The sequence below is a fragment of the Arthrospira sp. PCC 8006 genome, assembly GCF_046480465.1.
In the GTDB taxonomy this organism is placed as follows: domain Bacteria; phylum Cyanobacteriota; class Cyanobacteriia; order Cyanobacteriales; family Microcoleaceae; genus Limnospira; species Limnospira platensis.
This window is the reverse complement of sequence record NZ_PKGG01000034.1, coordinates 1-24,479: the sequence shown is the minus strand read 5'-3', so window position 1 is coordinate 24,479 and position 24,479 is coordinate 1. Positions and strand designations below refer to the sequence as shown.

Below are 24,479 nucleotides of genomic sequence, written 5' to 3'. Positions count from 1 at the left end.
ACCTAGAAATTTGCTGATGATAGACTACCTTCGTGACGGCAACCAAATATATCAGAAATCCTTTGGAATAATTCGGGATGAAACGGACTTTAAAGGCTTATCAGATGATTTATCCCATGTCGCAGTTAGGCTAATTCATGCCTGCGGAATGACGGATATTGTCGGAGATTTAAACGCCTCAGAAGATGCGGTTAAAGCCGGACGGGAGGCACTACAGGAGGGAAAACCTATCTTTTGTGATGCTATGATGGTGGCTAGGGGAATTACCAAAAAACGCTTACCTAAAAATAACCCGATTATTTGCACCCTAAATCATCCAGATGTTCCTGATATCGCCCGCCAGATTAATAATACTCGGTCGGCGGCGGCATTGGAGTTATGGGGGGATAATTTACAAGGGGCGGTGGTAGCAATTGGTAATGCACCGACTGCCCTCTTTCACCTGCTAGAAATGTTGGATGATGGTTTAGTGAAACCTGCACTGATTTTAGGGTTTCCGGTCGGCTTTGTCGGGGCGGCAGAGTCGAAACTTGAATTGGCATCTAATAGCCGTGGAATTCCATTTATTACACTGCATGGGCGGCGCGGTGGTAGTGCGATCGCAGCGGCGGCAGTAAATGCTTTAGCAAAGGAAAATGAATTATGACTAAATTAGGGCGACTTTATGGGTTGGGAATTGGTCCGGGAGATCCGGAATTACTAACTTTAAAAGCACATCGGATTTTAACAACTGTCCCGGTGATTGCTTATCCCAGTTTGGAAAATGGCAAGGTTTTAGCAAGGGCGATCGTTGCCGATTTTATCTCTCCTGATCAGATTGAAATTCCTATCCCCCTACCTTTTAGTGTGCAGCGATCGTCACAGCCTTATTATGATATTGGGGCGGAAAAAATTGCCGAACATCTTAGCGAGGGCAGAGATGTGGCGGTTTTGTGCCTGGGAGATCCGATGCTTTATGGTACGTTTATGTACATTTTTAATCGCTTATCTGGGCGGTTTGCAATTGAGGTTATACCGGGGATTTCTTCAGTGATGGCAAGTGCTGCTATGTTGGGAGTACCGATAACTTATCGCAATGATGTCTTTACGATTCTTCCGGCTACATTAGAGGCGGATATATTACGCGATCGCCTCTCCGTAGCTGATGCAGCCGCCATTATGAAATTAGGTCGGCATTTTGCTAAAGTTTATCAAATATTGCAAGATTTAGGACTACTACAAAGGGCTTTATATATTGAACGCGCTACTTGGAAAAATCAGGCAATTATCCCCATTACAGAAGTTGACCATAACTCAGTTACCTACTGGTCCTTAATTTTAGTACCTAGTCAAAATCTGCCCAAATAACCCATAATTAACCCTGAATTATCCCTAAGTTATGAACCAACCAGCCATTATTATTTTAACCGAAAATAGTCTTGATGTGGCTAAGAAAATTCAAAAAGCCCTAGGTCATGGGATTATCTATGGTTCTCCCAAACGCACCCAGTCGGCTGATTTAACCTATGATAATTTTGGGGATACGGTGCGGGAACTTTTCCAAACGGGAACCCCCATTATTGGGGTTTGTGCGGCGGGGATTTTAATTCGCACTGTCGCACCATTATTAATCAATAAATGGCAGGAACCTCCGGTTTTAGCTGTGGCTGAAGATGGTAGCGCTGTGGTGCCACTTTTAGGAGGTTTACAAGGGGTTAATGATTTGGCGCGTAAAATTGCCCAATTCTTGCAGGTTTCTCCGGCTATTACCACAACGGGAGAACTTCGATTTAAAACAGCTTTATTATCTCCCCCCAAGGGTTATAAATTGATTAATCCTGATGAGGCCAAAACCTTTATTTCCGATTTGTTGGCGGGAGAACAAGTTAAATTGCTGGGGAATGCACCCTGGTTAGAAAATAGTCAATTGCCCTTTTCTGAACAGGGAAAATTGACCATTGAAATTGTAGATAAACCAGATATAGATACTTTTGAAACTAGGGGCGATCGCTTAATTTATCAGTTAGAGAGTTCACCCGAAATCACTGGTAAATTAGCCATAATTGGCACGGGACCCGGAAGCCTTTATTGGCTCTCCCCCCAAGTGCGTGAGGTCTTAGAAAATGCCAGTGATTGGGTGGGTTATAAAACTTATTTAGACCTAGTTGAATTTTTAAGAAAACCCGAAATTATCCGCCATGAATCTGATAATAGGGTAGAATTAAATAGGGCGGAGACCGCCTTAGATTTAGCTGCTCAAGGGCGTTCAGTGGTGTTAATTTCTTCGGGCGATCCAGGAATTTACGCCATGGCTTCAGCGGTATTTGAAGTATTAGAAACCAAAGCCAAACCAGAATGGGAGGCGATCGCTATCCAGGTCTGTCCAGGTATTTCCGCCATGCAAGCCGCCGCCGCCAGAGTTGGCGCACCATTAGGACACGATTTCTGCGTCATTTCACTATCAGATATTCTCAAACCCTGGGATGTCATTATCAACCGCATTGAATTAGCCGCCCAAGCCGATTTAGCCATGGCATTTTATAACCCTGTTTCTCAAAAAAGAACCTGGCAACTTGACCAAGCAAAACAGATATTATTAAAGTGGAGGTCTCCCCAAACTCCCATTATATTAGCCCGCAATTTAGGCAGAAAAGGAGAAACCGTCACCGTCAAAATACTGGAACAATTAACCATTAAAGATGCCGATATGCGAACCATAATTTTAATTGGCAATAGCCAAACTCGCATCATTAACCAAAGCCAAAACCAGCAGTGGATTTACACACCACGCCATTATCCACCTTTCCCCAAAGAGCCGGTTTATTTATACCCTGGTGGTCCGACATAATTAACAGCAGAACCCCATATAGGGCGGGTTTATTTATACCCTGGTGGTTTGACATAATTANACAGCARAAMCCCAGATAGGGCGGGTTTATTTATACCCTGGTGGTTTGATTTAATTAACAGCAGAACCCCAGATAGGGCGGGTTTATTTATACCCTGGTGGTTTGAYWTAATTAACAGCAGAACCCGCCCCTACAATTATCCATTATTAATTATCCATTATTAATTAATGACCGGGTGGGGGCGGGTTTATTTATACCCTCGTAGTCCGACATAATTAACAGCAGAACCCGCCCCGACAATTAACAATTATTAATTAATSACCGGGTGGGGGCGGGTTTATTTATACCCTCGTAGTCCGACATAATTAACAGCAGAACCCGCCCCGACAATTAACAATTATTAATTAATCACCGGGTGGGGGCGGGTTTATTTATACCCTCGTAGTCCGACATAATTAACAGCAGAACCCGCCCCGACAATTAWCMATTATTAATTAATCACCGGGTGGGGGCGGGTTTATTAATCCTCTGGTGGCGAGACGAGAAACTGGCAGAACCCGCCCCGACAATTATCCATTATTAATTAATCACCGGGTGGGGGCGGGTTTATTTATACCCTCGTAGTCCGACATAATTAACAGCAGAACCCGCCCCGACAATTATCCATTATTAATTAATCACCGGGTGGGGGCGGGTTTATTTATACCCTCGTAGTCCGACATAATTAACAGCAGAACCCGCCCCTACGTTATTCATTATGCGGAACCTGCCACCCTGGACTCTACCCATTCCACAATAGCATCAGCCAAAGTAGTCGCTAATTTCCGCTGTTCAACCGGGTTAATAATCCATTCAAACTCTTCGGGATTAATCATAAACCCTAATTCCAATAATAGCGAAGGGGTAACAGAAGGACGAGTTAGGGCGAGATTATTCCAAAACACACCATAGGAAGGTCGATCCAATTTTTCCACTAAATAATTGTGCAGAAAAACCGCTAAATTGTGGGCTTGGGGATGAAACCAAAACATCCCAACTCCCTTGGTATTGATAGCATCTCCATTATCCGGTAAAGCATTATAATGAATCGACAAAGCCAGATCCGGTTTTTGTTGATTAATCATTTCCACCCGTTCATGAGGCCATAAATCATCATCACCCTCCCGGGTCATAAACACGGTTGCACCCCGTTTAATTAATTCACTTTGCAATAAAGAAGACATGATCAAAGCGACATCTTTTTCTGGGTATCCTGTGGGTCCTCTCGCCCCTAAATCCTCATCGCTACCATGTCCGGGGTCTAGTAAAATTTTCACCCCCGTTAGAGGTCTTCCCCGGCGAATAGATGCCAGAAAACTAGCATTATCTAAGGCACCTAATTCGGGGGGATGTTTAAGGGATAAAACTAAAGTTGTGCCCGCATAATTAACTTCATATCCCCACTGCTGAGAAGTTCTAAAATGGAAAGTATATTGAACCGCCGCTTGAGTGTCTCCCATGGGTGAGAGAACTGGTTGCCAGTCCATCCGTTCAATTAATGGGTTATCATCAAAGCGGATAGTATCAGTTTGGGCAGTTGTATTATGCAGAGTAATCGTTAAGGTGCGATCGCCCTGTTGAATACTAATAGGAACCGGAACTTGTAAAGGAAAATAAACCTTAGTCCATTGTCCATCTCGGCGTGAACTAGCGCTACGAATCATTGAATTAGGAGGAATGGAACCAGAGAAAAGCCGCGTTTCATCAGCTTTTATCCAGCCACCATAGTCCAGACGTAAATAATCTCCATCCCTACCAGTAATGCGCGCCCTGGTTCCTTTGGGGAGGGGAGTTAGACGGGAATAAGTAGTGCTAGGTCCGGTTCTGGCGACCCCTGCATCGACAATTACTTCCGCGATTTCAAATTGAGTCGGAGACAAAATAGACACGGTTCCGGTGGCTGTTTGGGTGACGGTTTCACCATTGAGAATAAGTTGATATCGGGGTTGACCTAAATCGATCGCCTTCCGATTATCAGCAAAATCAGTATCTGGGGAAATAGTGGCGCATCCCCCGAACTTTCCCCCTATATTTATAGGTTGGTTCGTGCCAGTCAAAACCGCCTTATTATCAGGAAGTTGCCGACTTTCAGTTTGCTTAAATAGCGGGATAGTTTCCCCGGCAATATCCACGGAAACTTCGGCGTTAGGAGGTGCGATCGCACTAAAACAAAGCATTTCCCCTGGCAGTCGGGAAATGGGGCTAGAAGGGCTCAAGGATTCCGGCACAAACGCTATTCCATCGGGGATAGGTGGTTGATTAGAAATCCGGGTAATAGTGCGCCGAATTTCCTGATCACCGTGGCGCAGGATAAATTCATTTTCCCCTAATTCCAGAGGAAAACTGGGGGCGAAATGTCCCCCTTGACTGCGATCGATAAGTTGACCATTGATTAATACCTCACCATGGGGGGCGGCGGTGCCAATTAGAAAAATGCGATCGGATATAGTCCTATGTTGGTTAGGAGGATACGCTACAAATAAAGGCTTTTCTGCTAATGCTGGAGTGATCATCACTAAAGCAAAAACTATTAATCCTAATAGAATTCTTTTCATAAGTGCTAACAATTCTAATGGTCTCACTGCTATGGATTTTTTCAAAAGGCGATCGCCCTTTCCGGGGCTGATGAACCCCCCTGTTCATAGCAAATCCCTACTGCTATCCTAAATTCTAGCAGCAGGGAGTTAAGATGACCACTGTTTAGTTAATAGTTAATTCCACAGAACCCCATTCCCCATTTACGCAATTGGTCGCGCATAGAATGAAACCCCTTGACCGATGAAATTAGGTAAATCATTAGCAAAGGCTGCTTGATTTGGATCAATCGTATAGAAATGACCATTAGTATCCAGATTAAACGCTCTGAATACTGGTAATGCACCAGCTACAGGAGACGAAAAAACCCGAATCGAAGTTCCCGGATCATCTGGTACCCATTCTTGCAGAGTTTGCACAAAATTAATTTCCCCGGGATTGCTGGCATAGAAAAAACCACCCTGGGAGTTTCTAAAGCGTTGCAAAACCGTATCTCCCTCTGATACAAATTCAAACCCCTCATTCACAAMTCTTTGTGGATTGCTGGCTAAGGTGTTTTTTTCCATTTGATCAGCCGTGAAAATATGGGAACCCGCCTCAGAATCCCAGAATCTAGCTACACCTGTCAAAGGATCAACATCGGGATTGGTGGCGAACTCATTAGGTCCTAAAATTCCCCCATTAGCAATATCTGGAGGGTTTAAATTTCCTAAATCCACACTGACCGCTAATTGATAGTCTTGGGGTAGTTCTCCAGTCGGCGGAAATGTGCTAGTATCCGGCAGAGGATCATAACTTGTTACCCGCACTAAATACCGGGAAACTCCATCAGCTCTCAGGGTACTAGGTGCCCCTAAACCTGTGCCAAATTCAATCTGACCTGGCGCAATAGTGGCGTTCCGGTTTCCCAAGGCGCGATCATCATTGGCGGCGATCGGACTTTGACCAGGGAAAGGAGCAGTATCATTAGGCCCAAGTTGGAAGACTTTCACAATTGGGTCATATTGCATTGTATTAAATGCGTCTACAGCGATCGAAATATTCGCATTGGGAAAGGTAGGCTGAATAATATAATCATCGTAGCGAGTCAGCAAGGCTGGATTACGCAGAGACGGACTAGCCGGATCGGTGGCGCTTAATTGTTCTCGGACAACTTGAGCATTAGTCATTTTTTACGACTCCTCATCATAAATATTGCACCGAATCATAGCCATAATACCGACACCTGTTGGGAGTTGGTAGTTTTAGGGATTCCGTAAACTATGGCTCACACCATCGTTTATACCACATTTTTTATCAGGTGAAGATTAAGTTTTTCTTAACCCACCTGACCCGCCAGTGGTTATGGTTTTCCCTAACCATGCACTCCCTTAGTCCCTGGGGAAATACACTATTGCTACTCCCAGGTAGTTAATCAGGGTTAATCACCAACTAATTACGATTCACTCAACCTCTGGCTAAACCATCCCCATATATGCGATCGCACTGTGAGTAATGCTCAGTGATTAGACAGTTACCAAAATCTGCGATCGCACTTGTGCAATCAACTCATTTAAACCATCCGAATTTAACCGATAGCTGAGGGGATGAGCAATTAGTTGAGCCGTACTTTGAAACAACACCTCAATTTCCACTAAGCCATTTTCCTGTAGCGTGCGACCCGTTGACACCAAATCCACGATCGCCTCAGACATTCCCGTAATCGGCCCTAATTCAACCGACCCATAAAGTGGTACAATCTCCACAGGTAAATCAATGCTATCAAAATATTCACTAGCACAGTGAACAAACTTAGAAGCCACTCGGCTATGGGGAGGGAGTTGCACCGGACGGCTATAGGGGCTAGATTTTTTCACAGCTACCGACATCCGACATCCACCAAATTGGAGATCAACCACAGAAGCCACCTGAGAACGCTTTTCCCGCAGAACATCATAGCCCACGATTCCCAATTGCGCCTGACCATATTCTACATAAACAGGCACATCCTGGGCTCGTACCAGCAAAGCCTTAGCCGTTTTCGTCGGATCTTCAATCTGTAATTGGCGATTAGCCGAATCCAGAAAAGCGCTAAAATCCAGTCCAACCGCTTTGAACAAACCAATACTATCTTTCAGTAAAGCGCCTTTAGGAAGTGCAACAGTAATCATAATCACTTCGGAAATTTATTTAACCATGAGTTAGCTTAACCTTAGTCGAACAATATTGATACAATTTGACTAAATCTTTCCGTTGCAGCCTCCCCCGAAAGGACGGCTTCCTATTCCTTCCCCATGTACTGTTTTAGGGTGGACAGGGGGATAACTAGGGCGACCATGAGCCTAGTTGCTACCAGTCGCCGAGAATCACCTCACCTGTAGCTTACCAGGTGAGTACATCAACAAATTTAGCTTAATATTCATGCGGATTCTACTTGTAGATGACGAAGTGGAATTAACCAATTCCCTCAGTCGCGCCCTCAGTCGAGAAGGTTATACAGTCGATAAGGCTTATGAAGGTATACAAGCCGGGACCCTCGCCCAAAATCATCACTATGACCTATTGATTCTCGATTGGATGTTACCCCATCAATCAGGATTAGAAATTTGCGCCCAATTGCGATCGCAGCAAAACCGCACCCCCATACTATTTCTCACCGCCAAAGATACCCTAGACGACCGAGTTAAAGGACTAGACGCCGGCGCAGACGATTATTTAGTCAAACCCTTTGAACTGCGGGAACTACTAGCCAGAGTCAGAGCGCTATTGCGTCGCCCTCCTATTTTAGATTCCACAGTCACCTCTAACCGCCTACAATTCGGCGATCTGCAATTCGATTGTGAAACTCAATTAGCCTATCGTGGACAAAAAGCGATCGAATTATCAGAAAAGGAAAGCCAATTACTAGAGTATCTCATGCGCCACCCCGGACAACTCCTCACCCACACCGAAATTCACCAACACCTATGGGGGGAAACAGACAAAAAACCCAGCAGCAACGTCCTAGCCGCCCAAATTCGTCTCCTGCGGCGCAAAATCGAACTACCGGGCGCTGTCCCCCTCGTCCACACAGTCTATGGAAAAGGATATCGATTTGGAGAATAATTTTTCATCCCCGACCCTGACTACTTCTGCTCAGGATGAGATGCACCTGGTAAATTTTCACCCATCTTATTGATAGCAGCAATCATAAGATATAAACGCCCCACATCCCGCTGATTAAAATAAAAAACTAAGCGGGGTAAATGTTCCGTTTCATCCCCTAATTCCTTGGGAAGGGCTCGGCTTTTTTCTATGCGTCCCTGCGAGAGAATATCCTTAAACTCTTGATTGAGATATTCGACCTGTTCATCACTCAGTTCAGAATTTAGGCGCATCACAAATAAATCTCCCACATAGCGACTAGAGTGATACACCTGGTAAAAATCAGCGATCGCCGCCTCTGCTACAGCCAAATCATCTGTAATCGTGTAGATACTAGGATCATCCTGGGAAATAAAACCCCGGCGCAAAAGCTGTTTTCTGACAAATTCTTGCCAATCATACCAATAATCTCCCCCAGGATGGTCAATCAAAATCACCGGAGCCGGGCCAAACTTTCCCGTTTGAGCCAAAGTCAAACCCTCCCAAGTTTCGTCCAAAGTGCCAAAACCACCCGGAAACATAGCCAAAGCGTCACTTTCCCGCAGAAAAAACAATTTCCGGGTGAAAAAATACTTAAACTTAATCAGCTTAGGATCTCCCTCAATGTAGGGATTAGAAAACTGCTCAAACGGGAGTTTGATATTTAAACCAAACGATCGCTCTGCACCCGCACCCAAATTAGCCGCCTCCATAATTCCGCCGCCAGCCCCTGTTAGCACCATAAATCCCTGCTGAGTCATCGCGCGCGCTAACTCTACCGCCATATCATATTCCGGCGCTGTTGGTGAAGTTCTCGCCGAACCAAAAATGCAGATTTTGCGAATATGGCGATAAGGGTAAAAAATCTCAAATCCCTGCTCCATATCTAACACAGCAGACGAGAGAATTTTCCAATCCAAAGACTCAATATCTGATTGTGCTATACGCACCAGGCTAGAAAGCGATCGCACAATCCATTTTTCGTGCTTTAATGCCGGTAGCTCATCAATCAGTTGGTTAATCTCTCTCTTGAGAGATGCCAGCGTATCTCCATTTCCAGAAGCATTCATAAAATCAGAACAACTGACAACAATTTGCCCTATATTTTGCAGTTTTCCAGGGCCATCTATTGACAAATTACCAAATTCCGCCAATCAAACCTAAAAATCCCAGGAAAAGAGGCAGGCGGGACAACCCGCTTGCCGACTCTCCACCGTGGGCCTGTAAAGACAGGCTTTTTATTTATTGACACTCCCGCCGCCTTGACTAATGGCGCAGGTAGAATAGGGATAGTTTGCCTATAGGCGGGAAATTTCCGTAACACCTTACGCGCATTAATTAGGGGTCGAGATTAGGTTGAAGAACCTTTAATCCCGATGAAACCTGATTCTCAGCTCATCACATATAAAGCCCTTCATCCCAAGTTTCCGGTCTAGCCCATGGTTTAAAGGTACTTTTCTAATGTATTAGCAAGGGTACTTTTAGGAACCGCTCCCACCACCATATCGACCCGTTGGCCGCCTTTAAAGATCATTAATGTGGGAATACTGCGAATTCCATATTGACTCGCTACCTGGGGATTTTCATCAGTATTGAGCTTAACAACTTTAATCTGTCCATCGTACTGCTGTGCAATTTCCTCAACTACAGGGGCGACCATGCGACACGGGCCACACCAAGGAGCCCAGAAATCCACCAGCACCGGAAGTGCGCTTTCCAGTACATCCTGCTCAAAGGTGCTATCAGTAACTTCTACGGCTGTTGACATTCCTTCCAATCCTTAATCTAATCGTAAGTTATTCTACCACCAAACCAACTGGGGCAGAATTAGCAATTTTGTCCCGATGGTTCTGATACCAGGCTGTACAAAAGACTACAGCATATCGAAGTTAATCATATCAGGCGATCGCCAAAAATTTTGGCTAACCTAAACGATTACCCAATTAAGAAACCGCCCGAACCGTAGGTCCAGGCGGAGTGTGGTGTGAGGAGTGAACGGAAACATTTGTCTCCGCCACTTCTATTGTGGCACTATTTCGCCAATAATTCCAGGGGGTAGCACTAATTTTTACGATACTTAATCAGACCACCCCCGCCAACATCAGCCACCCCAGCACCCAAAGCCCAATAATTGCTACTTACCCATTCCCAATTGTTGTGCCTTTTGATAGACCTTACCCTCAGTCAACAGCGAAGGAGCAATCACCACCTCTACCTGCTGCATTTCTTTGATAGTCTTCGCTCCCAAAGTTCCCATACTCGTTTTTAGAGCCCCCAGCAGGTTGTGAGTCCCATCATCCAACTGAGCCGGACCCCGGAGAATTTGCTCCAATGTTCCCGTAGAACCCACCTGAATCCGTGTTCCCCTCGGAAGCACAGGACTAGGAGTAGCCATACCCCAGTGAAATCCCCGTCCCGGAGATTCCTCAGCACGAGCAAAAGGAGAACCAATCATCACACCATCAGCACCGCAAGCAATACACTTACAGATATCGCCCCCAGTAATTAATCCTCCATCAGCAATCACAGAAACATAACGGCCAGTTTCCTGATAAAACTGATCACGAGCCGCAGCACAATCAGCCACCGCCGTCGCTTGGGGAACTCCTACCCCTAACACACCACGAGAAGTACAAGCCGCACCCGGTCCAATACCCACCAATATTCCMACCGCTCCCGCTTTCATTAGGTTGAGCGCCACCTCATMAGTGACACAGTTGCCTAAAACCACCGGGATGGGCATATTTTTACAAAACTCAGCCAAATCTAACGGAGTCACCGATTCTGGGGACAGAAAAGCCGTTGAAACCACCGTAGCTTGCACAAAAAATAAGTCTGCTCCCGCGTTCGCAACAGCATCACCATATTTACTGGCTCCCGCTGGAGTAGCGCTAACCGCTGCTATACCGCCCTGAGCCTTAATTTCTGCAATCCGTTTTTTAATCAGTTCTGGCTTAATCGGTTCAGCATAGAGTTCTTGCATCAATGTCACAAACTCCGTTTTTCCCACCGACACAATCCGATCTAAAATCGGGTTGGGATCTTCATAACGGGTCTGGATGCCCTCTAAGTTCAGAACCCCCAACGCACCGATTTGGCTCAGTTTCGCCGCCATATTCACGTCTACCACGCTATCCATCGCACTGGCAATAAYCGGAATTTCTCGGTTAATATTGCCAATAGTCCAACTGTTATCCGCTAAACTTGGATCAAGGGTTCGAGGGCCAGGAACTAGGGCAATTTCATCAATTCCGTATGCTCGACGAGCCTTTTTGCCACGCCCAATTACAATATCCACTTCTTTACAGGTTCCTAACACTATTTAGTTAGCCTATCAAATTATCAAAATTGGTGGTGCATATCAACTCGATATCTTACCCACACCCCCGACCCCCGCCCTTAGTGCCCCCACCTAGAACCCATCTTCACTCTTAACAGATTAATTTTGGGTTAAGTTTTGCATTTAGTGTTGAATATTTTGGGATCTATCGCTAGGCTAATTATAAGTCAATCTTTTCTCTTGATAAGTTATCCCTATGAGTACCACCCGCACTGACCGCAACCGCAGCACTATCCCTAATTCCAACCATGATCAAAATTTTGACTTTGACCAGTGGGTGAAAGCTGTCAAACCTCAGCTTATGGCTGCATTGCGTGCTAATAACCCTATTAGTGAGCTGCACACAAATGGTAGATATCACCAAAAAAGATAGCGATTGATAACAGGGTATTTTTATTAAAATTTATTCTGTTTATATGTCAAGACAAACTGACTCCCCAAACTACAACTTCTCAGTTGAAAATGGGGAGTTATACCTATGTTGAAGTTATGGAAATGCCGAAAATCTATTGGTAAACTATTTAAAGCCGATTAACTTACCCTAAGTCTTTATTGGTGGGTATTGTGTAGCCTAGGCTACAGAAAAATTTGCGATATGCACTTAAGGCATTAAGATAATGTATAAAAAGCATAATTTCTGGAAAGTCCAACTGATTACTCGATTCTGCACCTGTTCCCTGGGACTGTTTTTGGTGTGTCCCCTACCATCAGCTTGGACTCAACCCTCCCAGGCTTTAGCGGAGTTTTCCCAAGCGGCCTCTATCAGGTCATCCGATCGCCAAAATATTTTAGAATCTCTGAAAACGGCTAACATCATCTATTTGGGGGAAACCCACGACAACACCCTGGACCATCAAGCCCAATTCGAGATTTTGCAAATATTGCATCAGCAAAATCCCCAAATAGCGATCGCCATGGAAATGTTCCAGCGTCCCTATCAGTCAGTCATAGATCAATATTTAGCCGGGGAGATCTCAGAAACCCAACTGGTCCGCGACACGGAATATCTGCAACGTTGGGGTTTTCCCTGGAAATATTACGCCCCCATTCTTCGATTTGCGCGGGACAATCAACTTCCAGTTTTAGCCATCAACACCCCCACCGAAGTGACCCGACAAGTGGCGGCGGCGGGTTTAGCCAGCCTACAAACCGAACATAAACGCTACATTCCCCCCATCGACGAAATCAAGACCGATAATGAAGACTATCGGCAAATGCTCTACAACATCTATAGACAACACCAACATCAAGGTAGTGAAGGCGGGTTCGATCGCTTTGTGGAAGCCCAAGTCCTTTGGGATGAAACCATGGCTGATGCGATCGCCAATTTTGTCCAAGCTAACCCCGACTTTACCGTGGTAGTGATTGTCGGAAAAGGTCATGTAGTCTACAACCATGGCATCCCCTCCCGCGTCGAGAGACGATTAGCCGACTCCACTATAGTTCAGCGATCGGTTTTATTCCAATCTCCCGACCAAGACAGTCTACCGGCAAATATAGCTGATTTCATCTGGCAACACTGAACCACAACGTTAAGCGGGTGCAAGATATGCCAAGCCATAGACTAAGCCACTTACTGCACCCGCCCGCCCCCTCGATTATTGAGAAATTCTTACCAAAATTATTGACATTGTACCCAATTATTGATATAATACCAACTTGGTCGCAGCATAGGAAAGATAGCTGTTTTCTAGTAAGATGAAAGCGGTTGGCGATTGTTTTTGTATGGCTGTGTGATGTGATGCCAAGCCTACCCGTGCCGTATAAATCATCAATGCTGAGTCCTATTAACCCCGCAAACATTTCCTCGAGGAATTAGGGAAAATCTCGATGCTGAAACCACCCCGTCCCCCGGCCCACTTAGGTCAGGGATTCGCCTTTCCACTGTTAGTAAATCAGCAAGGTAATTGGGCTTTGAGCGCAGGCGATCGCAACGTCCGAGAGTCCATCGTGCTAATTTTAATGACCGATCTTGGGGAGCGAGTCAACCGGCCAGACTTCGGTTGTCGGTTGTGGGAACTCAGCTTTGCACCAATCAACTCCGAAACCCTGATGTTAATGCGAATCTTCGTCCAAGAAGCCTTAGAACAGTGGGAACCGCGCATAATGCTGATAGACGTAGAAGCCATTCCCGACCCCGATGGTGGGAGAGTAGATTTAGTGATCAACTATAGTCTCAAACCCAGCCACGATCAAAGGAGCCTCGTCTATCCCTTTTACCTGCAAAAACAGCCGGAATAAGCTGCCATGGTATTCGACTTTTTACCCAACCTTCCCAAAGCCAACCTAGACGATCGCACCTATGACGATCTGCTGCAAGAATGCTTGTTAAGAATCCCTCGCTATTGTCCCGAGTGGAATAACTACAACCCCAGCGATCCAGGAATCACCTTGCTGGAACTGTTTGCATGGCTGATGGACCAGATGCTGAGTCGCTTCAACCAGCTTCCCAGGCGAAACTACGTCCTATTTTTAGAACTGCTAGGAATTCGCCTACAGCCCCCCAACCCAGCCCAAACCGAAATCACCTTTTATCTAGTATCAGACCTTCCCCAAGCCTATACCATCCCCGAAGGCATCGAAATAGCCACCGAAAGGCTGCCCGATGCCGAAGCCATAGTATTTAGCACCGATCGCCCCTTAGTTATTGGCAGACCCCTGATCGGGCACATTCTGCACGGTCAAACCCCAGATATCACCCCACAAATGTTGCGTGATCGGTTAACCAACTGGTGGACGATGGCAGAAGACGGAACCTGGTCAGGGCCAGAACTCTCGTTATTCAGCGATCGCCCCGAATCAGGGCAATGTTTTTACCTAGTTTTTACCCCTGACAGTCCCATTGAAGGAAACGTTATCGCCCTCACCGTCAAAGGCCAAGCCGCCACCCCCACAGGCATTAACCCCGACCATCCCCCCCGTCGCTGGGAAGCCTGGAACGGAAGGTACTGGCAATCAGTCCTGCTGGCAGAAGCAGACGACGAAAGCCAAGGTTTCAGTTTTCGAGATGCAGTCAAACAGGGTCGAGACCCCCAAGGCGGATCGGATATTATTTTGCATTTACCCGTAGAATTTCCCGTCGCCCAGTTCACCGCCTATCAAGGTCGCTGGCTGCGCTGCGTCTACACAGAACCCACCCTCGACCAATCCCCCTATAGTGCCTCCCCCCGCATTGTCGGCATCAATTCCCGCGCCATAGGAGGAAGCACCGTAGCCCGCCAGTGTCAAGTAATCAACGACGAATTACTAGGAGTGACGGACGGCACTCCTGGCCAAGCATTCCAACTGCAACGCCCCCCCGTGCTGACTCGCATCGCCGGAGAATACCTAACTGTTACCCCGATCGGAGAATTACCTCAAATTTGGGAAGAAGTCCCCGACTTTTCCAATTCCCAACCCGACCATCGCCACTATGTGCTGGACTCCGTAACTGGAATAGTACAATTTGGACCCCAGGTGAGCGAACCGACTCAACTGGTGCGAGAAACCGACTACTCCCCCAGATGGCAAAGCACCGCCAGACAAAACACCATTATTTTAAGCGCCGACCATCAAAAGCGACAGTATGGTGCTATACCTCCAGCCGGAGCCAGTTTGCGGATGGTTCGTTATCGTACCGGAGGAGGAGTCCAAGGCAACGTCAAACCGGGAACCATCTCGGTGATGAAAACTGCTGTGCCCTACGTTGGGGCGGTGGTCAATCATGTTCCCGCTAGGGGCGGTTCTGATGCTGAATCCTTAGAGATGGCCGCCATTCGCGTCCCCCAAATGCTGCGAACCCGCGATCGCGCTGTCACCCCCCAAGACTTTGAAACCCTAGCTATAGTAGCAGGACAAGGAGCGATCGCCCGTTGTCGCTGTCTCAGGGCAAGTCCTGGGAATCAGGGAGTCGTGGAACTTCTGTTGATACCCCGCACCAGTTTGATACCCTTAGAGCAAGGAGTCGGCATTTCACCAGAAGAATTAGCCATCAGTTCCGAACTCAATCGCCAGGTTCTCAGTTATCTTGATGAACGTCGCCTGCTGGGGATACAAGTAAAATGTCGTGAACCAGAGTATGTAGGAGTCGTCGTCGCCTCCGAAATTACTACCCCGCCGCAATACCACAATCCCCAAGCTCGGCTAGAGATCCAATCGCAATTACAAATAGCTTTGTATAGGTTCCTTAACCCGATCATTGGCGGCCATCAATCCGAAGGTTGGCCATTCGGTCAGCCCCTGTATACAGCCGATATCATCGCCCTACTACAGCAATTTCCTACTGTGATGAGCTTGGGGGCTGTGCAACTGTTTCCTATCCGCCGCCAGGGCGGGCGGTGGGTGCGGGGACAACCTACAGCCATGATTGATCCTGGTCCTAATGGCACTATCTGTTCCTGGTCTGATGCCGGAGGCGATCGCCATTTGATCAACATTATCGGCGGTGGAGGTTCCGGGGGGTCATAAAACCCCTCTACTTCCGCTACCCTCTGATCAGCCTTTAGCCCTGGAAGAGGGGCGACAGAGACCAGATACATTGAGCCAAGAATCCCCGTCCGGGCAGTCCCCCTCCATCAGTAGACAACCCTTTCACCATGACCCAGGTTCCTGACCAAAAATCTGTCCTGTTAGATATCGTCTCGATCGACATTCCCGAGACAGCACCAGCTCAGTTGCCTGAATTATCAGGTACTTTCTCCCAACCCGAACCAGACCGAGCCCCCGTAAAACTAATTCCAGGGGAAAACAGCTCCCTCGTCATTGACCTGGAAAACCTAGACACCCGCCCCTTGCACCTCACCTGTGAACTGACCGGGAATTTTCCCCACCACTGGTGTCAGACTCACATACCCGTTGTGTCCACCCTTGGCGAACTCCCAGGCCAACGAGTCATCCCCTACACTCCAGAATTATTTGTTACCCTCTTACCCGGAGAACGGCGCTCTGTCGTTCTTTGTTTTCAAGTCCATCGGGATTTTTTCGAGGCAGAAGAAGCTGTTTTCAGGGATACCGAGGCACTGCAACTCAACTATTCCGGCCGCTTTAATGTCTATGGCAGTTATCTCAATAACCAGTCCGATAATAGGCCTCTACTGGAATTTGTCGAGTTTGACCTATTTCTGCGACCGCGATCGCCATATATCAAACTACTACCGCAAATTTATCAAGAAATCGATTTTGTCGGCCGATTCCTGAAAATTATTGAAACCACTCTCGAGCCAGATCTGCAAATATTCGGCAATCTCTGGGCCTACTTAGATCCCCTCACCGCCCCCGAAAATATGTTGCCATTTTTAGCCCACTGGGTTGGCTGGCAGAACATCCCCACTCTCAGTCTCCAACAGCAACGCCGTTTAATTCGCAACGCCTTAGAGATTTATCGCGCTTCTGGAACTAGGCGGGGGCTGCGGTTTTACCTACACCTGGTAACTGGTTTACCTCTTGATGAAGATTTGCCGGAAGTGTCCAAACACATTTCAATTATAGAAAACTTTACCCAAGGGGCGGTCATGGGCAGCTCCTATCTGGGTATAGATACCATTTTAGGCGGTGGCAAACCTTTTCACTTTCAGGTCCGCCTGCTGTGCGATCCTGATACTATTGACGAGAAATTGGTTCGCACTGTTATTGAAGCACAGACACCAGCCTTCTGTACTTATGACTTAAAAATAGATTCGGACAATCATATATGATCATCACTGACGGCAATTCCTCTGATTACCCACCGCCAGAAATTCATCCCCTCCAACGTTTGATAGTTGATGATGGATTGCTGTTAAATGCCCAGCGTTGGCGACAATCCCACGAATACCACCGATCGCGACAAAATCTCTATTATCAATCTCTTTACCAACCGGGAATAGTGAGGGGGTTAGGGGTGTGTGTAATCGATGCCCCAGAGAGTATATCTGCCCAATATCGGGATAATCGCTGGGTGCAAATTCAGCCCGGAATTGCGATCGATTTGACCGGAAATCCGATTATTGTCGATCGCCCTATCGATTTTCGGATTGCCAAATTGGTGCAGACAGAACCCAGCACTATTTATTTAGTTCTGCGCTATGTTGATCCAGAAACTCTCTACCGTCAAAGCGATCAAGTATTGGTAGCTGAAAGTTTTAGGATCGACGAAAAAAATACCCCACCCTCACCCCAGGAAATCGAACTGTGTCGGATCACTATTTCTCCTGATTGCATCGAAATTAGACCCGCCACGAATGTTTTTTATCCTGATGTTAACGAGTTGGATTTACGATACCGGGGACGAGTCCGACCGCGCTCGGCTAAAACTCTGCGAGTGGGGATGGTTTTACAGGGGAATGCTGAAGATGTTTATTTAGGGCAGAATCTCGATTATCTATTGCGATCGCTTGCGGTTTTAGCACCGGTCACGATGGATGCTGAACCAGTCGAAGAAATTACCTTAACTTCCCAGGATGCTCAACATCGGCGAGACTATCACTTGCTATATATGAGATATTCTCAGATACTGTCTTGGGGAGAAACAGAATATAATGCTCTCAAATATTACAGCGATCGCGGCACTGTACTTTTCATTGAAGCCTCATCAGAACAGGTCAATATTGCTGATATTAATTCAGCGATCGGCGAACTTAAACAGGCTCTCAATGATATTCAATTTTCCCAAATTTCCGAATTTAAAAGGGAATTGTCCTCAGAGTTAACTATCTGTGAATCCGAACTTAAAAACCGCCTACAATCCGCCTTAGAACCTCTCGAAAATATAGCCCATCAATATCTGGGGATTCCGCTATCGAATATTGAGCCAATATCCGCCCAAGACCCGATTAAAATTCATCCCTTTTTATTTGATGAATTACCAATTATTAATCGAGAGCAAACTCGACTGATAAATTGGGGCAAAATTATTATATCCATAGGCTGTCTATCCTCTGGTTGGGGGTTAAATAATCATCAGGAATTATCCAGAGATTCCATCCGCAGCGCCCAAGAATTAGGGATTAATATTCTGAATTTTGCCCACCATCATTATCAATTGTCCAGTAGTCAAATGCCGGGCAAAATGCCGTAATTTTTACCACCAGACCAGGAAAAGCCATGAAACCATCTATTTCGATCCGATATTTCATTCCCCTATTAGTCGTGGTTCCCTTAGCTTTGGCTACCATAACTACAGCAATATTAGCTTTTTATAGTGGCAGTCAAGCCGTCAAGAGTCTGATTGCCGAATTGAGCCAAAAATCGATAAATTCCATTGAAAAACACATAGACACCTACCTACAAGCTCCCATGGTGGTAAATCAACTCAACCTGATCACCATTGAAAATGATTTAATCGACCTCAATGATGTGCCACTATTGACCCGTTATTTTCAGAATCAGGTAGCGGCGATCGATGGGTTATATTACATTTATCTTGGTACTGAAAGGGGTGATTTTATCGGTGTTCAACAGCAGCCAGATGGAACCCAGGTATTAGTTATTGGAAATGCCGCAGAAGCTGACGGTCGAAGTGTTTATCAGCTTGATTCGGCGGGAGTTCGTGCCGGCAAAATCAGAACCTTAGAAGCTCAGTATGATGTCAGACAACGACCCTGGTACAAAAGAGCTATAGAAATCGGTGAAATCGGTTGGAGTCCCATTTATATTTTTGGCTCCACATTAGAACTCGGAATGACCTCCGCAATTCCAGTTAAAAGTCGTGGAGGTGATACTATCGGAGTTGTGGGTATTGACCTGGGATTGAAAGACCTCAGCAATTTTTTGAGAAGTTTGGAAATCAGCCCCAAGGGTATCGCATTTATTATTGATCGCGCTGGCAATTTAGTAGCCAGTTCCACCGACGAACAACCCTTTTTGGATGAAAATGGCGAGAAACGACGATTACCCGCCCTCGAAAGTCAAGAACCTGTGATCCGCTCTACAGTCCAAAAGTTACTCGATACTGAGTTAAGCCTTAACCAAATTCAACAACCGATTTCCTCTAGCTTTCGATTGAATCGTGAACAGCAATTGCTACAGGTGACTCCCATGGAAAGTACGGGTTTGGATTGGCTAATTGTTGTGGTCATTCCGGAATCTGATTTTATGGAACTGATTTATAACAACCTTCGGTTTACGATGATTATTGGCTTGGGTGTGACGGTGGTAGCGATTACACTGGGGGGGATCGCGTCTTGGTGGATTATCCAACCCATCGATAATTTACACGCAGGAGCGAAAGCTATCAAAGCTAATTCTTTCTCGCCAGAAATGCTTGAATCTACTATTTCGCGCTCTGATGAAATGGGAGAATTGGGTCAAGCCTTTGTGGAAATGGCAGCAATTGTCCAAACTCGTGAGAAAAATATGAGTGAGGAGTTGGTGGAATTGCATCGCCAGCAAGAACAATGGCGGCGCGCGAGCCATAAAAACCAAGACCCGACTGTGCTATTTCAGGAATTGATGGAGCGAGCCAGACAGGCTAGAAAAAGTGGTTAATAAGAGTCCTGCTCTCTCGATGACAGTGTAGTTGCACTGTGCATTTTTCCAAAGATCGCGCTTCCCAATTATCGGAAACATGAAAACAGATATTTCTACTAAGGATTTAACTCTATACCCGGGCGGAAAAGACACTACATTTGATGTGGTGGTTATCAATGATAGCGATCGCATGAGTAGCTTTCAACTAGAGATATCCGCTGCTGGGGTGGAGTCAGATCGTGAATGGCTTTGGTACACAGTTACACCGCAAAGTGCGAATAAACCACCGGGGGACAAAACTGAGTTTCATGTGAAAGTGCTGCGATCGCCTATTCCCGGATTTGTGGGGTTAGTCAATCTCACCGTTAAAGTATTTTCCCTGGAATTAATGACCGAAGAACGTCACATTCTCAGGCTCAATATCATCGAGTCTGTTAGTGAGTGTCCGTTTCGAGTCGAACTCCCTACCAAACCCATTCAGACTCTCCCTAATAGTCAAGTGGAAATTGCCTTTAGTATCCACAATAATAGTCAAAAGGCGATCGCTGTTACCTTATCCGTACATAGTAGCAAGCGAGAATGGTTCCTGTTTGATAATCAAACTACCTTTAACCTTCCGCCACAGCAGAGTCAAAATTACTCCTTTACCTGCAACGTTCCCGAAATGTACGCTGCTGTTGCTGGGGTCTATCCCTTTACGGTGATCGGACAGTATCGCAACCAGAATTCACCGCCAACCAGAGGCCACATAGAAGTTTTACCCACCGGAAACGTAGATTTTGATGCCTTTCCCAAACGGCAATTAGTCCCCGCTCGTCGGCCTTGGCTGCCCCAATGGGGCATAGAACCGCCTGTTTACCAATTAGAATTCACCAACAATTCTAATTATTCTCAGGGACGAACTGCCGAAATTCTGGAAATCACAACCCCCACGTTCAATAACTACCCTAAAGTCGGGGGGGATATTGAACCGAGAGACGGAGAAAATGAGTTTTCCATTTATCCCGAACAGGTAAATTTGGCTCCGGGAGAAACCCAAACTCTGGAACTTATCGCCTACAGCAAACGGCCTTGGTTGGGTATCGGTAAAACACAGACCATTACAGTTAAGGAGGCTGTGGTATCTCCCCTAACTCCCGCTTCTAGCGCTTTAGGTGGTTTGTCGAAGGAAATCACAATTTCCCCAATTGCTGACGACCTCCCACTAACTGATGAACATACAGCCCACAGTGAACAGAAGGGTCTGCAAATTCTGGAGTTGAGACTATTACCGATTATTCCCCGGTGGTTACAGGTGGCGATCGCACTACTGATTTTAGGTGGTATTTGGTGGTTTTTGTATGCCGCTTTCCGACTTAACTATCATGCTGCTTCCGTCAATGTGGTTAGGTTTAACGGTTTGGGGGATATGGCGATTAGCACCTCCAATGACCAGACTCTGCGGGGGTGGCGAGTTCGGGAAAATAGACTGCAACCCATGGGTTTGTTGGGGAATTTGGGGAAGGCGGGGCGCACAGGTTTGTATCGCCCGGTTGATAATAATCAGGTGGCTGTGGGGTTGGAAAATGGGGAAATTCAGATTTGGGACTTGCTCAACTTGGCTGACAGCCCCCGGCGCTCCCTTTCTTATCGCCGGGATGATCGGGTCATGGCTTTGGCTTATAGTCAAAATTCCCAGTATTTATTCAGTGGCCACGGCAGCGGTTTAATACTGCAATGGTATCTGGGACCTACGTTAAATCTCACTAATGTTGAGGAACCTCAGTTAATTCAGGAATTTGATTTCGCTATTTATGATATAGCCCCCGTTGGGGCGCGACAGGAAACTCTGGCGATCGCTGGTCGCTATAACCAATTGGTGCTTTGGGATACCACGGGCGGTAATCAAGGCTTGCGAACAGTTCCCTACCCAGCGGGGGGACAAGATGAATACATCACCTCTCTGGCTACAGCAGCAGATAAGCCTTTTTTGCTGGCTACAGCAGACGATCGCGGTTCCATCAGTCTCTGGAATCTCCGCGAATGCTTAACCAACCAGTCCGCCACTTGTCAAATTATAGATCAGTGGCAAGCTCACCAAGGCCAGCCCATCCGTTCTCTAGCTTTGACCGCTAATGGCTGCTATTTAGCCAGTACCGGAGATGATGGAGAGGTGATGCTGTGGCTATTGAATAGCACAGGAGAGCGATCTACCCAAAATATGGGGGGTGAGGCGATCGCGCGATCGCCCTCCCCCAAAAGCAGTTTAGATATCATTGCCATTGACTCCTACCTCCGCATTATCACAGGAGGTAGAGATCACCAAGTGCGCCTTCACCGCATCCAACAACCTCCCACTCCCTGTAATTAGCAAAGGTAGAACAACTATTAATTATCCATTATCCATTAACTCATGAGCAGTACAGAAATTGTATATGACGGCCAACAACAACCTAACAAAATCGTCGAGGGGGTTCCCGAACCAGACCTACAGACTTGGGGAAAATCTCTAACCCTAATTGCCAACCCGTCCGGGGATTTTGCTATTACTGCTGGGGAAACCTTCGAGTTGCATATTACCCTAGTTAACCAGGGTCATTTGGGTGCGATTATTGACGTTTATATTGATGAAACCTCTACATCAGTATGGGAATGGTGTGCCATTCCTCACCAACGATTAGCCCTAAGTCCTCAGCAGAGTGCCGAAGTAGTCTTTGAATGTCCTGTGCCCCCCCAGGCGACTCCAGGAATTTACAATTACTTCCTAGTTGTAGATGCACCATTACACTACCCGGAAGATACCCCCATCCACCACAATGCTAATCTTCAGGTACTCCCACAAGTAGCGTCGGCGGTGCGACTTGATGATCCTACTTTTAGCCTGATACCCGCTACAACTTCCGTTGAACCAGCGATCGCCATAGCAGGACAGCCGTTAACCCTCCGTTTAATAGTCAATAACCGCGATCGCCGAGTGGATCGGTTTCGGTTGCACTGTACCGATGTCCCCCCCGAATGGGTAGAGATCCAATACCCAGAAGGCTTGAATGATTTGGGTTTAGTCGTCGCCACTGATAGTTTAGCCCTCAATCCCGGGGCGCGAGGAGAGATTCAGTTAAAGTTAAACCTACCGCCAGACATTGAGGCGGGGCGATATGCCACCACCATTACACTCAACTCCGAAAATCATCCTGATTTGACTCTGTTGGATATCCTCCACTTTCATATTAAGCCTAACTATGATTTGCGGTGGGATCTACAGACCGTGGTGGGTCGCATTCGCACCGGAAGCGGACAGTTTCAACTGCCAATCCAGAATCGAGGTAATACAGATCGCCAACTGCAGTTTAACCCCCGCGAACAAGGAGAAGTAGCAAATTGTCTGTATACTCTGATACCAGATGAGTTTCGGCTACCCCCAGAGGGGACTGTGGAAATGTCTGTCGAGGTCATCCCAAAACATTGGTGGTACAGACCTTGGTGGGGTCAGGGACGGGTGTTTGAGTTTTATTTGGAACCCCAAGATTTGCACCGCTTGCCCCTCCCTCAAGAGCGTATCAATGGCACTCTAATTTGGGAGGCTCGCCCCTGGTGGCAGTTGTTGTTAGCCATTTTGCTGGGACTAGGAGCGATCGCCGCCTTGATTTTCGCGATCTGGTCTGTATTTTTTAAGCCTCCCACCCCCCCCAGGATTTTAGAGTTTAGATCCGAGTCCCTCAGCTACGCCGCCGCTAATGACGATTTTATTTATTTGGGTTGGGTAATTGGACCGCCCACTCGCCAAATCCGTGCCCTGCAAATTGTTGGCAAATCTCCTGATGGTAGCATTTCCAGTGCTGCTGTTACCTATGATTTTAGTCGGGGTATTCCCGATGAGTTGGCTTCTGTGTGTACCCTCAGACAACTATTGCGATGCTACAATGTTCGCACTGATGCTCGTCGTCCTGGGGAGTATATTTTTGAGTTAAGGTTGCTTCCTAAAAACGATATTGACCAAATTCAAGTAGCAAAAACGAGTTTAATTAGGATTGCACCTCTACCTATTCCCCAAATTACCAGTTTTGATGTCAGATTAATCGATAGCAGCACCACAAGACCATCGCAGCGCCCGGAATTGACCACAGACAGGGTTGATAATGCGATCGCACTCAATAACACCTTTCCTAATAGTGATTCTTTCTTTGCTCCCCAACCTCAGAGAATCGCACAATTTAGTTTTCAGATTCTCCATG

Annotated in this window: 18 protein-coding genes and 1 pseudogene; 13 read left to right on the top strand and 6 right to left on the bottom strand. The window is 46.5% G+C overall.

What is annotated here, in order from left to right:
• Positions 1–16 precede the first annotated feature (16 nt).
• Genes B9T16_RS07875 through cobJ form a run of 3 tightly spaced genes read left to right on the top strand, consistent with a single transcriptional unit; the run spans position 17 to position 2,827 of the window.
• Entirely contained in the window at positions 17–646 is a 630-nt protein-coding gene (locus B9T16_RS07875; RefSeq protein WP_006619514.1) for a precorrin-8X methylmutase, read from the top strand.
• Positions 643–1,347 (top strand): precorrin-2 C(20)-methyltransferase, encoded by a 705-nt coding sequence (gene cobI / locus B9T16_RS07870; RefSeq protein WP_035737196.1) that lies wholly within the window; start codon positions 643–645, stop codon positions 1,345–1,347. Before B9T16_RS07875 ends, cobI begins: the two co-directional genes overlap by 4 nt.
• A gap of 31 nt (positions 1,348–1,378) precedes the next feature.
• On the top strand, positions 1,379–2,827 hold the full coding sequence (gene cobJ / locus B9T16_RS07865) for a precorrin-3B C(17)-methyltransferase (RefSeq protein WP_410244474.1): 1,449 nt from the start codon (positions 1,379–1,381) through the stop codon (positions 2,825–2,827).
• Between the two features lie 756 nt (positions 2,828–3,583).
• Here the strand turns inward: cobJ and B9T16_RS07860 are convergent.
• The 3 genes from B9T16_RS07860 to hisG form a co-directional block, all read right to left on the bottom strand.
• Positions 3,584–5,422 carry an N-acetylmuramoyl-L-alanine amidase gene (locus B9T16_RS07860; protein WP_410244473.1) on the bottom strand — a complete coding sequence of 613 codons (1,839 nt, stop codon included), beginning with the start codon at positions 5,420–5,422 and terminating at the stop codon, positions 3,584–3,586.
• Between the two features lie 183 nt (positions 5,423–5,605).
• Positions 5,606–6,571 carry a nuclease gene (locus B9T16_RS07855; protein WP_410244472.1) on the bottom strand — a complete coding sequence of 322 codons (966 nt, stop codon included), beginning with the start codon at positions 6,569–6,571 and terminating at the stop codon, positions 5,606–5,608.
• 336 nt (positions 6,572–6,907) lie between these two features.
• On the bottom strand, positions 6,908–7,552 hold the full coding sequence (gene hisG, locus B9T16_RS07850) for an ATP phosphoribosyltransferase (protein ID WP_006617041.1): 645 nt from the start codon (positions 7,550–7,552) through the stop codon (positions 6,908–6,910).
• A gap of 250 nt (positions 7,553–7,802) precedes the next feature.
• Between hisG and rppA the strand changes: the two genes are divergently transcribed.
• On the top strand, positions 7,803–8,486 hold the full coding sequence (rppA, locus tag B9T16_RS07845; protein ID WP_006617042.1) for a two-component system response regulator RppA: 684 nt from the start codon (positions 7,803–7,805) through the stop codon (positions 8,484–8,486).
• A 20-nt stretch (positions 8,487–8,506) separates the two neighbouring features.
• Here the strand turns inward: rppA and B9T16_RS07840 are convergent, their stop codons facing one another.
• The 3 genes from B9T16_RS07840 to B9T16_RS07830 form a co-directional block, all read right to left on the bottom strand.
• Positions 8,507–9,574: an LOG family protein gene (locus B9T16_RS07840; protein WP_014275616.1), complete on the bottom strand. Its 1,068-nt coding sequence runs from the start codon at positions 9,572–9,574 to the stop codon at positions 8,507–8,509.
• A gap of 374 nt (positions 9,575–9,948) precedes the next feature.
• Positions 9,949–10,272 carry a thioredoxin gene (gene trxA / locus B9T16_RS07835; RefSeq protein ID WP_006617044.1) on the bottom strand — a complete coding sequence of 108 codons (324 nt, stop codon included), beginning with the start codon at positions 10,270–10,272 and terminating at the stop codon, positions 9,949–9,951.
• A 366-nt stretch (positions 10,273–10,638) separates the two neighbouring features.
• Positions 10,639–11,802: a GuaB3 family IMP dehydrogenase-related protein gene (locus B9T16_RS07830; protein WP_410244471.1), complete on the bottom strand. Its 1,164-nt coding sequence runs from the start codon at positions 11,800–11,802 to the stop codon at positions 10,639–10,641.
• A 238-nt stretch (positions 11,803–12,040) separates the two neighbouring features.
• Here B9T16_RS07830 and B9T16_RS07825 point away from each other — a divergent pair, with 238 nt between their 5' ends.
• From B9T16_RS07825 to B9T16_RS07785, 9 genes and pseudogenes are all read left to right on the top strand, one after another.
• Positions 12,041–12,217 (top strand): hypothetical protein, encoded by a 177-nt coding sequence (locus tag B9T16_RS07825; protein WP_014275614.1) that lies wholly within the window; start codon positions 12,041–12,043, stop codon positions 12,215–12,217.
• Between the two features lie 244 nt (positions 12,218–12,461).
• The gene (locus B9T16_RS07820; protein WP_006619181.1) at positions 12,462–13,367 is read left to right on the top strand and encodes a ChaN family lipoprotein; all 906 of its coding nucleotides are present in this window, start codon (positions 12,462–12,464) and stop codon (positions 13,365–13,367) included.
• Between the two features lie 307 nt (positions 13,368–13,674).
• A complete protein-coding gene (locus B9T16_RS07815; RefSeq protein WP_006619182.1) occupies positions 13,675–14,085 on the top strand; it encodes a GPW/gp25 family protein in 411 nt (136 codons plus the stop codon).
• 6 nt (positions 14,086–14,091) lie between these two features.
• The gene (locus B9T16_RS07810; protein ID WP_410244470.1) at positions 14,092–16,290 is read left to right on the top strand and encodes a putative baseplate assembly protein; all 2,199 of its coding nucleotides are present in this window, start codon (positions 14,092–14,094) and stop codon (positions 16,288–16,290) included.
• Between the two features lie 128 nt (positions 16,291–16,418).
• Positions 16,419–17,516, top strand: coding sequence for a phage tail protein (locus B9T16_RS07805; protein WP_410244469.1), 1,098 nt, complete (start codon positions 16,419–16,421; stop codon positions 17,514–17,516).
• The gene (locus B9T16_RS07800; protein ID WP_410244468.1) at positions 17,513–18,877 is read left to right on the top strand and encodes a hypothetical protein; all 1,365 of its coding nucleotides are present in this window, start codon (positions 17,513–17,515) and stop codon (positions 18,875–18,877) included. Before B9T16_RS07805 ends, B9T16_RS07800 begins: the two co-directional genes overlap by 4 nt.
• A 26-nt stretch (positions 18,878–18,903) precedes the next feature.
• Positions 18,904–20,286, top strand: coding sequence for a cache domain-containing protein (locus B9T16_RS07795; RefSeq protein WP_410244467.1), 1,383 nt, complete (start codon positions 18,904–18,906; stop codon positions 20,284–20,286).
• A gap of 79 nt (positions 20,287–20,365) precedes the next feature.
• Complete coding sequence (locus B9T16_RS07790; protein WP_410244466.1) at positions 20,366–22,618, top strand: hypothetical protein; 2,253 nt, start codon at positions 20,366–20,368, stop codon at positions 22,616–22,618.
• Positions 22,619–22,660: 42 nt separating this feature from the next.
• Positions 22,661–24,479 (top strand): annotated as a pseudogene (locus B9T16_RS07785) (hypothetical protein); the annotation flags it as partial.